This window comes from Methylobacterium sp. J-078, assembly GCF_022829285.1.
Lineage (GTDB): Bacteria > Pseudomonadota > Alphaproteobacteria > Rhizobiales > Beijerinckiaceae > Methylobacterium.
The window spans coordinates 33907-45755 of sequence record NZ_JAKSYI010000024.1 but is presented as its reverse complement, the minus strand read 5'-3'; the positions used below and the strand labels follow the sequence as shown (position 1 = coordinate 45755).

Below are 11849 nucleotides of genomic sequence, written 5' to 3'. Positions count from 1 at the left end.
CCGGACGGGAGATCCTCTCGGCGCGTCGTTGCCACGAGGTGGTCGAGGTCGAGACTCGCCGCGAGGAGATAGGTCGGCGTTTCGCCGATGCGGATAGGGGCGCCGACGATCTGGAAGACGGGCTGCTTCGAGACCGAGGTCAGGAAGACGTTGCTGACCACCGCGACGCCCGTTCGCAAAACCTCTCCGTCGATCTCCGCAAGGGCCAGGGGCGCAGGTGCGGCGGTTCCGAGCGGCGCTCGGGTCGTCAATGCGGCGGTCCCGTCGATACGCCGGAGGTTGATGTTGATCCCCTGCAGGCGGGTGATCTCCTGCATCTGGGCGTAGAAGGCCGGCAGGTCGTGAGCTGCGAGGCTCGGTGAGGTCGCGAGCGCCTGAAGTGTCGAGAGCACACCATGGATCTCGCGGTCGAACGCCACGGATAAGCCGTGGGCTCGGATCTGCACGTCCTGTTCGACCCGCGTGCGTTCGGACGCGGCGAAGCGCCAGAGCAGGATACCGACGAACAGTAAGGTTGGGACCAGCAGGCCGACGAAGAGGGTCAGGAACTGCCATCGGAGCGGACGGGGAGGCTTCAACCCTTCGTCTTTCGCCTGGCTAGCTGGCGGGTTCGGTCTCGCCTCGGCCTCTCGATGGAGGGCGTCATGATCGTCGTTCCTCGCGATGCTCCCTGCATGACGAGGGTCGGAGAGCGGACGTGACATGGCGGAACGGATTTTCCTGACCGTAGAGGCGTCTGGCCTGCACTCGGACCAATTTCATCGGAGCCGATGTCACACCGGATGGGACCACTCTCGTCTTGTTTTCGAACGTCCCCACCGGGACCGGACACAGGACGGAGCGTCACATGAAAATCGTCGTCATCGGCGGCACGGGGCTGATCGGCTCGCAGGTCGTCGCCACTCTGAAGGCCGCCGGCCATGACGCCCTCGCGGCCTCGCCGAACACCGGCGTCAACGCCGTCACGGGCGAGGGCCTCACGGTAGCGTTGAAGGGGGCCGCCGTGGTGGTCGACGTCGCCAACTCGCCATCGTTCGCCGACGAGGCGGCCATGGACTTCTTCGTCCGCGCCGGACGGAACCTCGCCGCCGCCGAGAAGGATGCCGGCGTCTCCCACCACGTCGCGCTTTCGGTGGTCGGGACTGAACTCCTGCTCGACAGCGGCTACTTCCGCGCCAAGCTCGCCCAGGAGGAACTGATCGCCTCGGCAGGCGTGCCCTGGACCCTTGTCCGCGCCACGCAGTTCTTCGAGTTCGTCGCCGCCATTGCGGGGGCCGCAATCGTCGACGGCGTCGCGCGCGTGACCTCCGCACTGATCCAGCCGATCGCGTCGGCCGATGTCGCGACGAAGGTCGCCGAGGCCGCGTTGGCGCCCCCCCGAAACGGCATTGTCGAGATCGCCGGTACCGAGCGACTGCCGATGGTCGAGCTGGTGACGCGTCATTTTCAGGGCCTCGGTGAGACGCACGAGGTCCGCACGGACGACACCGCACCGTACTTCGGGGTGGTCCTCGGCGGCCCCTGGCTGACGCCCGCCGGTGACGCGTGGCTTTCGGAACGGCGTTACGACGACTGGCTGGCGGCACAGCCGAAGCGCGGGGCCTGAGGCCTCCCGCCGATGGATGCAGCCTATTTTCCGGCGCTGTCTGCGCTGGCCGGGTCGGCCATCGGTGCGATGGCCTCCTTCGCGACCACTTGGCTGACGCAACACAGCCAGGAGCGCGCGACGCTCCTGGTGCAGGACCGTGCGCGACGGGAAGCGCTCTACGGCGAGTTCATCCGGGAGGCGTCGACCTTGTTCGGCGACGCCTTCCGACACGACCTCGACGACCCGGCCAAGCTGGTGAACCTCTATGCCATCGTGAACAAGATCCGGCTCTTCGGAGAGCCGGAAACGCTCCAGGAAGCCGAGCGCGTCATGCAGCGCATCGGCGAGACCTACTTCGCCCCGAACAAGGATCTCGCCGCCTTCGCCGACATCCGCCACGCCAGCGACCTCGACCCGCTCTGCGCGTTCTCGACGGTTTGCCGCAGGGAGCTGGCGATCGCCCGCCGGTGAGGCTCATTGAGGCATCGGCGCTTCCGGTAATCCACCAAACGAAACCGCCATTTTCTGGAGCTTGTCCGGGTTGCGGGTGAAGTAGATGCCGACGATCAGCCCGCCCTGGATATCCAGGGCGACGGTCTGGAGCATCCCGCCCGGCTCCAGGCTGAGGTAGCCCGGCAGGCCATCGATCCAGAGGTCCTGCAGCTTACGGGCATGCTGGATCCACGACTTGCGCACGACCCCCTCGAACATGCGCGTGACCTTGTCGATTCCGATGATGGCCCGCGGGAAGGCGAGTACCTTTCCGCCTCCGTCGGAGTGCACAACGACGGCATCGGCGAGCATGCTGCGAAGCGCTGCGACGTCGCCCGTCGTCGATGCTTCGAAGAAGGCCTTGGCGATACGCGCCCCCTCTTCTCGCTCCACGGGGAAGCGTGGGCGTGCGGATTGCACGTGTTTCCTGGCCCTTGCGGCGAGTTGACGAACAGCCTGAGGCTCTCGCCGGAGCGTGAGAGCGATTTCCGCCAGCGGGACCGCGAAGACGTCGTGCAATAGGAACGCGGCCCGCTCAAGCGGCGAGAGCCTCTCCAAAGCGAGCATCAGCGTGAGCGTCAGGTCGTCGCCAGGGGCTTCGTCCGGCACCAGGGCAACGGGCTCGGGCAACCAGGTTCCGAAATAGGTCTCACGCCGGACCCGGGCGGACTTCATGACGTCCAGGCAGAGCCTCGTGACCGTCCGCGAAAGGAAGGCGCCGGCCGAGGCGACCTCAGCATGGTCGACGTGCCGCCAGCGCAGCCAAGCGTCCTGTACGACATCCTCGGCCTCGCCGAGGGACCCAAGCATGCGGTAGGCGAGCCGGATGAGCCGCGTACGCTCCTGCTCGAAGACGCGGGTCGGATCATCGATGGTCGGCATGACGGAACGACCAGACGCTGAGGGCGACCGCGATAAGCGCAGGAAGTGTCACCGCAGGGAAGTCGCGGGGTAGAACCTCCGGTCCGCAGATGCCCACCGCAACCTCCCAGAAGTGGAACAGCGCGTGGCCCGAGAGCCAGACGGCACCGAGAGTCCAGAGCAGCGAGCGCGGTCCGGGTTGGAACGCGCCGTACGCGAACCCCGACCCGATCAGCACGAAGATCAGGCCGATATCGCGCAGGAAGTGCTGATTGAACGGCCCTGTCGTCGTCACGCCCGGTACCACGAAATACCATGCCTCGGGTGCGGTGAGCATGAAAACGCCGTTCCCGCCCAGTCCTGCGCCAAGGATGCCGGCGAGTACCGGAATGGCTTTGATCATCGAGCTCTCCCCACGTGATTGGTTCACGTGAGTGACGATGCACAGCCGCCTAATGTGACATCGGATGGGAGTTTCCGCAGGTACCTTTCAGAACCTCGGCTTCGCACAGTTCATATCACCGAACACCGGCTGCCTGACCCGATGGTCGAGCGTCGCTACGAAACACTCGATCAAGCCAGGACACAGAACCCACGGACACCCCGACCGTAACGATATTAATCGACGAACGACTGCTTTTGAGATGTCTAGATGTAGGCATCTAAGGCAACGTTGGGTCGGGACCCTCCGGTCCGCTTTACGACTGCGTTGGGTGGATTTCTGCCGGTCCGCTTATGGATAAGAAGTGGTGAGAGCTGACATCGGATGAGCAACGGGAGTTCGGCAATTGGCCGTCACAGCGTCAGTGTCCGTAGCTCTCCACGAGCTAAGCCGATCAGGGTTCGGACGAGCAGCCAGCCGATGACTAGCGTGGCCAGCCCGAGCAGGACCAGGGCGAGGACATCGGTCGCCGGAGCGGGCTCCGCCGCCGCGACGCGCAGAGCCGCGACCGCTGCTGCGGCGAGCGGGAAGCTCACGCCCCACCAGGAGACGCGGAAAGGGCAGGCGCGTCCGAACCGAGCGAGCTTCGGCAGCAGCACGGCGAGCAGGAACAGTGCGATCGCGAAAAGCGACTTAGCGAAGAGATCGATGGCGCCCGTCGCGGCGACATAGGCTGAGAAGCCGACCGCGAAGGGTGCCACGAGGATCAGGAGCGACGGCTGCAAGGCTGCGGGCAGCGGCGCCTCGAACAGAAGGCGGGACAGGATCAGCGTGAACAGAGGCACGGCGAAGAACAGCCCCACCGCCAGCCCGAAGATCATCACTCCCTGCATCGGCGGCAGGCCGAGCCCCGGAAGGGCCAGGGGTACATCGAGCAGGCCGACCACCGGTACGATCCAGGCCGGCGTCGCATGCGCCGCCTGCTGCCGATCGCTCAGCCAGCGCGTCACGATCAGCCACGCGAACAGCGTCATGCCGATGGCGCCGGCGATCCACAGCGCACGCGCCAGCGTGAGGCTGAAGGGCGCCAAGTGGATCGGCAGCAGGAGCAGGCTGATGAGCGGCGTGCCGAACAGGTTGCCGGCGATGGGGTGGCGGAACTCCGCCCGCACGGCCTCACGGGCGATGACGGCCTTGGCCGCATAGCCCGCCGCAATAGCGAGGAAGGCCGTTGAGGCGATCAGCGCGATGGCCTCCCCGACCCAGGACGGCAAGCCATATCGCGCATGGGCGAGCCGCCACGCGACGCTCAGTCCCGTCAGGCCCATCACCGCCGCGAACAGGCCGATCGGCAATGCCTCGATCTGCCGCCAGCCTCCCGGCAGAGGGGGCTGGCCCGGGTCACGATGGGCGGTCAGCGCGGCTTCGCTCGGCTCGCCTTCGACGACCTGCAGCATGGACGAACTCCTACTCAACGAGGCATCGAATCCTTCGCGCGTTAGCCGAGACCATAGCGGGAGGCCGGCATGCTGCGGGAGAGGTTGGGACCAAGTCGGAACCGGGCGGCTTCGAGAGCTTGCCAATCACCGAGATCGGGGAGCGAGGGGATCGTAACGGTCTCGCCCGCATCGAGGCCGGCTAGGGCTGCCGCCACGAGGTCACTCGCCTCCATGATCATCTCGGAAGGAATCTGCCCGATATCCGCGCCCGTCCGGTCAAAGAAGTTGGTTCGGGTGACGCCGGGCAGCACCGCCTGGAACCGCACGCCCTTGCTGGCGAGTTCAGCTCCGAGCCCCTGCGTCAGTGCCAGGACGAAGGCCTTGCTCGCCGCATAGGGGGCGTTGAAGCGCTCAGGGACGATGGCAACCGCGGAGGAGACATTGATCACTGTGCCCGCTCCCCGCTCGCCGAAAGCCTTCGCCGCTGCGAGGGACAGGGTCTGCAGCGCCCTGACGTTGAGGTCGAGCAGCCCGTCATAGAGGCTGGGGGGGCTGTCTAGGGCGGGGCCGAGCGGCCCGAGACCGGCGCAGTTCACCAGGACGCTGAGGGTGGCATCCGTGGCGACGCGGTCCTGGACCGAGGCAAGATCCTCCGGTTGGGTCAGGTCGGCCGACATGACCTCCACAGTCACGCCGGCCTCTCGTCCGAGACGCTCCGCCGCCGCTCGCAGGCGGGCCTTGTCGCGAGCAACGAGGATAAGGTCATGGCCTCGGGCAGCCAACTGGTCGGCGTAAGCCGCGCCGATTCCCGAGGACGCGCCCGTCACGAGCGCCGTCCCAATGTGTTGGGTCATCAAGGTATCCTTATCAGACGCTGGAGAGCTTGGTGTTGGCGACCGGTAGCGCGCGGACCCGCTGGCCGGTAAGCGCCGCGATGGCGTTGAGGACGGCAGGCGGTACGCCCGGCAGACCCGGCTCGCCGACCCCGCCCATCGGCGCGCCGCTCTCGACGATACTGACGTGGACCTTCGGCATGTGCTCGCGGCGCAGGACTGGATAGGTGTCGTAGTTCTGCGATTGCCGCACGCCGTCCCGGTAGACGATCTGCTCGAACAGAACCGAAGACAGGCCGAGCGCCGCCGCGGATTCTACCTGCGCCTTGACGATGGCCGGGTTGACGATGCTGCCGGGATCGAACGCGATCCAGAGGTTGTGGACGCGGGCTTCCCCGCCCTCCACCGAGACTTCCGCGATGGTCGCCGTCTCAGATCCGAAGGGCGAGGCCATGGCGAGGCCGCGAGCGCGCATCCCACCCTCGCCACGATAGGGGCCGCGCTGCCAGCCGCCTGACATCTCGGCCACCGTCGAAAGCAGCGTCCGATGCCGGGCATTACCCTGAAGGAGCGCCATGCGCAGCGCGAACGGATCCTGCCCGCCCGCCTGGGCGACCTCGTCGAGGAAGCTCTCGTAGAACGCGTCGTTCATCGAGTGCCCGACCGAACGCCAGAAGGCGATGTTCACCGGATGCGCGACCTTCGTGAAGGTCATGCGCCGGTTGGGCACGGCGTAGGGCTTCTCGACGATGCCCTCGACCGCTGAAGGATCGACGGGCGTCTGCATCATCATGCTGAAGTAGCGGCCGATCGGACCTTCCCCCACCGTCCGCACTTCAAGCGCCGTCGGCTGCCCCGCCGGATCGAGGGCCGCGCGGAAGCGGCTGAAGCTCAGGGGCCGCACGGCGTCGCGGGCGAACTCCTCCTCCCGCGACCACAGCACCTTCACCGGGCGCCCAGTGGCCTTGGCGAGCAGGATCGCTTGCGGGAACGGATTGCTGGCTTCGTAGAAGAAATGCCGGCCGAAGAAGCCGCCGAGCATCGGCGAGTGGATGCGGACCTGTGCAGGCTGCAGTCCGGCAACCTTCGCTGACACGGTCTGGAATACCTCTGGCATCTGGTTCGGGAGCCAGACGTCGAGGGTCCCGTTGCCGTCAAAGCGTGCAATGGCCGAGGGCGGCTCCAACTGGGCATGTGCGAGATAGGGCGCCTCGTAATCGGCCTCCACCACCTTGGTGGCCTTGGCGAAGGCGGCGGCAACGTCGCCCTTCTCTTCGGCCACTTGGCCCGGATCGGTGGACGCCTTGAGAGCCGCGAGCATGATCTCGGACGAGAAGTCGGCCGCGACGGTATCGAGGCCGCTCGCCTTCGGCGCCGTCCACTCGACCTTCAGCGCCTCGACAGCCTTGCGCGCCCGCCACCAACTGTCGGCGGCAACCGCCACCGCGCCCGGCAGGCGGTGGACTGAGTGCACGCCTGGCATGGCCCTAACCTCCGCCTCGTTGGCGAGGCCCTTTGGTTCCGTGCCAAGGCGCGGCGCGTGCTGCACGGCGGCGTAGAGCATGCCCTCAACCTTCTGATCGATGGCGTAGACGGCGCGGCCCGTGGACTTGTCCCGCACGTCGAGGCGGGGGACCGGCTGGCGGATGTAGCGGAACGTCGCCGGGTCGCGCAGGGGCACGGACTCGTTCGGCTTGAGCTTCAGGGCGTCGGCTGCGAGATCACCGTAGGACAGCGAGCGGTTCGAGTCCGCGTGCATCACCACCCCGTCGCGGGTGGTAAGTTCGCCGTCCTGCACCTTGAGTTTGGCCGCCGCCGCCCGGATCATGAGGTCACGAGCGGTGGCGCCGAGGCGGCGCATAGTCTCGTAGCTTGACCGGGTCGAGAAGCTGCCGCCGGTCATGCGGATGCCGTTCACAACGGCGTAGTCCGGGCCGGGCGGCGCGCATTCCACAACGAAGCGGGAGGGCGGCACGTCGAGTTCCTCGCCAACGATCTGCGCCATGCCCGTCGCGATGCCTTGGCCGCCCTCTACGAAGGGGCTGAGCAGCCTGATGGTACCGTCCGGGTGGATCTCCAGGAAGGCGGCGACCCGCGTCCCTGGCTTAGGCGCCAGGGCACCGGCACCCTCGGCAGGGCCTTGGGCCTCGGCCCGAGCTGAGCGCGCAGGCAGGAGGGCGCTAAGGACGAGGGCACCGCCGGCACCCGCGAGAAAGCGGCGGCGAGACGGGGCTGCAGGGCGAAGAAGCGGTATCATGGCTTGCTCCTCAGGCAGCAGCCTGCCGCACGGCGGCAGCGATGGCGTTGTAGGTTCCGCACCGGCAGAGGTTCGTCATCGCGTCAACGATGTCGCCTTCGGTCGGGTGCGGCGTCTGCTTCAGCAGGGCAGTGGCGGCCATGACCTGACCGGACTGGCAATAGCCGCATTGCGGCACCTGCAATGCGACCCAAGCCTCGACAACCTTCCGGCCGACCTCGTCCTGCTCGATCGCCTCGATAGTGGTAACGGTCTGGTTGCCGACGCTCTCAAGCGGCACTTGGCATGATCGCGTCGCCTGACCGTCGAGATGCACCGTGCAGGCCCCGCACTGAGCAATCCCGCAGCCGTATTTCGTGCCAGTCAGTCCGAGCGTGTCGCGCAGGACGAAGAGCAACGGAGTGTCGGGCTCGGCATCGACTGAATAATGGCGACCGTTGATCGTCAGGTTCACCATGTCCGCGAACTCCCGCCAGTAAGCAGCCCCCAAGGCCATGCTTAAGCAGAGATCTTGGAATGACCTACGTCATAATTGCCACGTTTCCGGCCATGCCTGCGGCTTAGACGATGGCAAGAGGCCCGGCCGCCCGGCGGATCGTCCGCGGGACCTCTCCCTGGACGCGGAGGAATGCCCGACGCATCCGTTCGCGGTTGGCGAAACCGGCGGCAGCGGCGATCTCCTCAATGGGCAGGCGGCTCTGCTCCAGCATGTGCTTGGCGGCCTCGACGCGCATCGCCTCGACCGCCTTGGCGGGCGAGACGCCGGTCTCGGCCCGAAAGGCCCGGGTAAACTGGCGCGGGCTGAGGCAGGCAATCGCCGCTAGATCCTCGGTGGTCAGTGGAAGCCGAAGGTGTTGCCGAGCATAGGCAAGGACGCTCTGGATCCGGTCTGTCGACGCGTCAAAATCGAGCAGGGCCGAGTGCTGGGCTTGGCCCCCGGCGCGGCGGCGTTCCATCACCAACCCGCGCGCCACGGTTTGGGCCAACTCCCGGCCGTGATCGCGCTCAACCATGCCAACGGCGAGATCGATGCCTGCCGACATTCCGGCGGAGGTCCATATGTTGCCATCCGCAACGTAGATCTTGTTGATGTCGAGGTTGCAGTCGGGATAACGCGCGCGGAACTGGGGAGCATAGTGCCAGTGGGTCGTGGCGCGCCGTCCGCTCAGCAGGCCGGCATCCGCCAGGATGAAGGCCCCGAGGCACAGGCCCGCCAGACGGCGCGCGGAACGGGACGCCTCCTGCAGGTGGGCGAGAAGGTCCTGACTTGGCTCCGGTACGCCGATCCCGGCCGCGACCAGGATCGTGTCGAAGGAAGACAGGTCGCCGAGCCGTTCGGTGCCGACAGCGGGTCCTAGGCCAGAGCGAACGAGGCCACCGGTTTCGGACAGGAGGTGCACGTCGTAGGCCGAGCCGCCGGCGTATTTGTTGGCGACGGCGAAGGGTGATGTCACCGCCAACCCCATGAAATCGAAATCCGGGCAGATCACGAGGCCAATGCGACGGACGCCAGCCATCACCGATCACTCCACTTCAACCTGCGCGAGTCCGTGTCCTACATCAAACTTCGGGCGAGCTGGGGCAAGCGGAGCGGCGGAAAACGAGGCATATTCGTCCGTGCGTGACTTCGACGAACATGAACCAACCGTAGGCTGAACGACTGCTTTCGAGCGCGCGGTACGGTGCTAAAAGTGGCTGGTTTGGGTGGATTTCTGCCAGTCCGGTTTCGGGCTTTGGTATTGGAACAGCGGACGTTGGCTCCGGGAGGGGCGCTTGGCATCCCTGCGCCTTCAACGGACTGGACCTGTGGAGGCGCGCCAAGCGCGAGGCCACCCAGAAGCTCGTGCGCGAACTCGACGAGGCTACGGCCCTGCGCAGGGAGGAAGCTCAGGACCGCGAGCACCTGCTCGGCATCATCGAGACGCTTCAGGCCGCGAACGCCGCTCTCAAGGCTAAGGGCGTCACCGCCGACCAAAACGGTGAACACCTCCAGAACCGGCTGGTGAAGGTCGAGAACCAACTCGAACGTTTCCGGGCCGAGGAGTTCTGGGACCGTGTCATGCAGGAGGTCCGCGATATAATCCGGAACGGGAGCGCAATGACCTCGGCAGAGATCCTTCCCGAAATCCGGACCTGGACCGTACGTGGCGCCGCCTTGCACAAGGAGCCGCTGACCCTTGGCGTGCTCAAGAAGAAGATGGACGTGCGCGTCACTCGCTGCAAATACTTCGCGCCACCAGCTTGGCGCCACGTGGTACGTGATGCTTTGGACGGGGCCCTGACGGCTAGCGCCACGGGTAACCGGATCAGGCACGGACCGAACGTAGCTGGATGACCGAACCCGAATTTTCAGGATGACCGGATGCGCATCGGGTCTGGTTGCGCCCCCCTTCTTTGGCTGCGTAGAGGGCTTCGTCCGCCCTTCGGTAGAGGTCGTTCGGCGACGCGGCATCGGCCGGCCCGACGGCAAGGCCGACGCTCACGGTCACGGCTCCCGCTCCGATGCCGGCCGAGGGAACCGACAGTGACGCGACTGCCTCGTGCAGCTTGCCGGCGATGCGCAGGGCACCCTCCGTATCCGTCTCGGGCAAGAGGATCACGAACTCCTCGCCTCCGACGCGGGCGACGAGGTCGTCCGGCCGATTCACGCTGGCGCCTAGGCAGCTTGCGAGGCCCTTGAGAACCTCGTCGCCGACGGCATGCCCGTAGCGGTCGTTGTACCGCTTGAAATGATCGGCATCGACCACGAGGAGGGAGAGGGGCCGGCGGGTCCGGCAGGCGGCCAGCCAGACACGCTCGAACGTCTCCTCGAAATGCCGCCGGTTTGGAAGCCCTGTCAGGGCATCGGTGCGTGACAGCTCGGCGAGTTCGGCCTGCAGTGCCGCGCGGCGCTGCAGGTCCCGGCCATACAGCAGCGATAGGAACACCGTCAGGCCGCACAGCACCAGGACGATGGCGCTGATGACCAGGGCCTTGGCTCCCCAGGCGGCCTCGATCTCGCGGGTGGACAGCGCGACGTTGAGAGAAAGCGGCCACTCACCGACATTCGTGAAGGCGTAGTGGCGCTCGACGCCATCCCGTACGGACGTCCCGACGAAGACACCGCTGCGTTCGCGCAGGAAGCGGTCGAAGTTGGGGGTGCCGGCGAGGTTCACACCGATGTCTTCCTCGACGTACGGGTGGCGCATGAGGCGGGTGCCGTCGGCCAGGTACAGGTTGATCGCCCCGTCCTTGCCGAGGCCGATCTGGTCGAAAAGGCCGGCGAAGTACGAAAGCTTCAGGCTACCGAGGACGATGCCGCCGAACGAGCCGTCCGGCTTGTCGATGCGGCGGCTCAGGACGACGATGCGCGATCCCGTCAGGCGTGAGACCAGCGGCCTGCTGATGTGGAGGCCGAGCTTCGGATTGGCCTTGTGGGCCTGGAAGTAGTCACGGTCGGCGTTGTTGAGCTTACGCGGAGGCACCGCCGACGCATCGATGATGCTGTCGCCATTCTCGTCGAGGACAAGCATCACGCCGAGGTCACGGGCCGTCGAGGCGCGGTCGAACAGGATGAGTTGCCGGAGTTCGGGCGTGGCCTCGGCGACGCCGGGCGCCTTCAGGTTGTCGACGACGGCCTTGAGGGTGAGGTCGATGATCTCGACGTTGCGGGCGATGTCCCTCTCGATGACCTGCAGCAGGTTCTTCGAGGTCTGCTCCGCCATGGACCAAGCGTCCCGACGCAGGTCGAGCAGCATCAGGCCCGACACCACAACCATGCCGATGGGGGCGAGGATGCCAAGTGCGATCCAGGTGCGGGCGGAACGTAGCCGTCGCGCAAGGCGAGATGGCAGGACCATCGACAGCTACTCCCGATCACGTTTCTCGTTGCTTGGTATATGGCAGGCCAAGGCCTAACGGGCCTTTGCGCAAATCGACGGGAAGGTTTCCCAAACAGTTTGTGGCTAACGCTTTCTGTAGGCTTACCTGGCATCCTGCACCTTCAGGCGAACCTGCA

At 66.3% G+C, this 11849-nt stretch carries 11 protein-coding genes; 3 read left to right on the top strand and 8 right to left on the bottom strand.

Features of this window, described 5'->3' with window-relative positions:
* Positions 1–847 precede the first annotated feature (847 nt).
* Together MKK58_RS01360 and MKK58_RS01355 are read left to right on the top strand one after the other, a co-directional pair.
* Positions 848–1606: an SDR family oxidoreductase gene (locus MKK58_RS01360; protein WP_243910415.1), complete on the top strand. Its 759-nt coding sequence runs from the start codon at positions 848–850 to the stop codon at positions 1604–1606.
* Positions 1607–1618: 12 nt separating this feature from the next.
* The gene (locus MKK58_RS01355; protein ID WP_056487760.1) at positions 1619–2059 is read left to right on the top strand and encodes a hypothetical protein; all 441 of its coding nucleotides are present in this window, start codon (positions 1619–1621) and stop codon (positions 2057–2059) included.
* Between the two features lie 3 nt (positions 2060–2062).
* Here MKK58_RS01355 and MKK58_RS01350 read toward each other — a convergent pair whose 3' ends face one another.
* The 7 genes from MKK58_RS01350 to MKK58_RS01320 all read right to left on the bottom strand — a co-directional run bounded on the left by MKK58_RS01350 (position 2063) and on the right by MKK58_RS01320 (position 9369).
* Entirely contained in the window at positions 2063–2962 is a 900-nt protein-coding gene (locus MKK58_RS01350) for a sigma-70 family RNA polymerase sigma factor (RefSeq protein WP_243910414.1), read from the bottom strand.
* Complete coding sequence (locus MKK58_RS01345) at positions 2946–3344, bottom strand: hypothetical protein (RefSeq protein ID WP_243910413.1); 399 nt, start codon at positions 3342–3344, stop codon at positions 2946–2948. The genes MKK58_RS01350 and MKK58_RS01345 overlap by 17 nt, the downstream gene beginning before the upstream one ends.
* A 392-nt stretch (positions 3345–3736) precedes the next feature.
* Positions 3737–4780: an SLAC1 anion channel family protein gene (locus tag MKK58_RS01340; protein WP_243910412.1), complete on the bottom strand. Its 1044-nt coding sequence runs from the start codon at positions 4778–4780 to the stop codon at positions 3737–3739.
* A gap of 41 nt (positions 4781–4821) precedes the next feature.
* A complete protein-coding gene (locus MKK58_RS01335; protein ID WP_243910411.1) occupies positions 4822–5616 on the bottom strand; it encodes an SDR family NAD(P)-dependent oxidoreductase in 795 nt (264 codons plus the stop codon).
* A gap of 13 nt (positions 5617–5629) precedes the next feature.
* Positions 5630–7852, bottom strand: coding sequence for a xanthine dehydrogenase family protein molybdopterin-binding subunit (locus tag MKK58_RS01330; RefSeq protein WP_243910410.1), 2223 nt, complete (start codon positions 7850–7852; stop codon positions 5630–5632).
* A 10-nt stretch (positions 7853–7862) separates the two neighbouring features.
* Positions 7863–8309: a (2Fe-2S)-binding protein gene (locus MKK58_RS01325; protein WP_243910409.1), complete on the bottom strand. Its 447-nt coding sequence runs from the start codon at positions 8307–8309 to the stop codon at positions 7863–7865.
* 103 nt (positions 8310–8412) lie between these two features.
* The gene (locus MKK58_RS01320; protein WP_243910432.1) at positions 8413–9369 is read right to left on the bottom strand and encodes a GlxA family transcriptional regulator; all 957 of its coding nucleotides are present in this window, start codon (positions 9367–9369) and stop codon (positions 8413–8415) included.
* A 326-nt stretch (positions 9370–9695) separates the two neighbouring features.
* Between MKK58_RS01320 and MKK58_RS01315 the strand changes: the two genes are divergently transcribed.
* The gene (locus MKK58_RS01315; protein ID WP_243910408.1) at positions 9696–10187 is read left to right on the top strand and encodes a hypothetical protein; all 492 of its coding nucleotides are present in this window, start codon (positions 9696–9698) and stop codon (positions 10185–10187) included.
* Here MKK58_RS01315 and MKK58_RS01310 read toward each other — a convergent pair.
* Positions 10159–11691, bottom strand: coding sequence for a sensor domain-containing diguanylate cyclase (locus MKK58_RS01310; RefSeq protein ID WP_243910407.1), 1533 nt, complete (start codon positions 11689–11691; stop codon positions 10159–10161). The two genes, MKK58_RS01315 and MKK58_RS01310, sit on opposite strands and share 29 nt — an antisense overlap.
* Positions 11692–11849: the final 158 nt, after the last annotated feature.

Coding starts and splice junctions, on each gene's coding strand:
- MKK58_RS01360 (WP_243910415.1), top strand. CDS start 848: ATGAAAATCGTCGTCATCGGCGGCACGGGGCTGATCGGCTCGCAGGTC.
- MKK58_RS01320 (WP_243910432.1), bottom strand. CDS start 9,369: ATGGCTGGCGTCCGTCGCATTGGCCTCGTGATCTGCCCGGATTTCGAT.
- MKK58_RS01325 (WP_243910409.1), bottom strand. CDS start 8,309: ATGGTGAACCTGACGATCAACGGTCGCCATTATTCAGTCGATGCCGAG.
- MKK58_RS01355 (WP_056487760.1), top strand. CDS start 1,619: ATGGATGCAGCCTATTTTCCGGCGCTGTCTGCGCTGGCCGGGTCGGCC.
- MKK58_RS01340 (WP_243910412.1), bottom strand. CDS start 4,780: ATGCTGCAGGTCGTCGAAGGCGAGCCGAGCGAAGCCGCGCTGACCGCC.
- MKK58_RS01310 (WP_243910407.1), bottom strand. CDS start 11,691: ATGGTCCTGCCATCTCGCCTTGCGCGACGGCTACGTTCCGCCCGCACC.
- MKK58_RS01345 (WP_243910413.1), bottom strand. CDS start 3,344: ATGATCAAAGCCATTCCGGTACTCGCCGGCATCCTTGGCGCAGGACTG.
- MKK58_RS01350 (WP_243910414.1), bottom strand. CDS start 2,962: ATGCCGACCATCGATGATCCGACCCGCGTCTTCGAGCAGGAGCGTACG.
- MKK58_RS01330 (WP_243910410.1), bottom strand. CDS start 7,852: ATGATACCGCTTCTTCGCCCTGCAGCCCCGTCTCGCCGCCGCTTTCTC.
- MKK58_RS01335 (WP_243910411.1), bottom strand. CDS start 5,616: ATGACCCAACACATTGGGACGGCGCTCGTGACGGGCGCGTCCTCGGGA.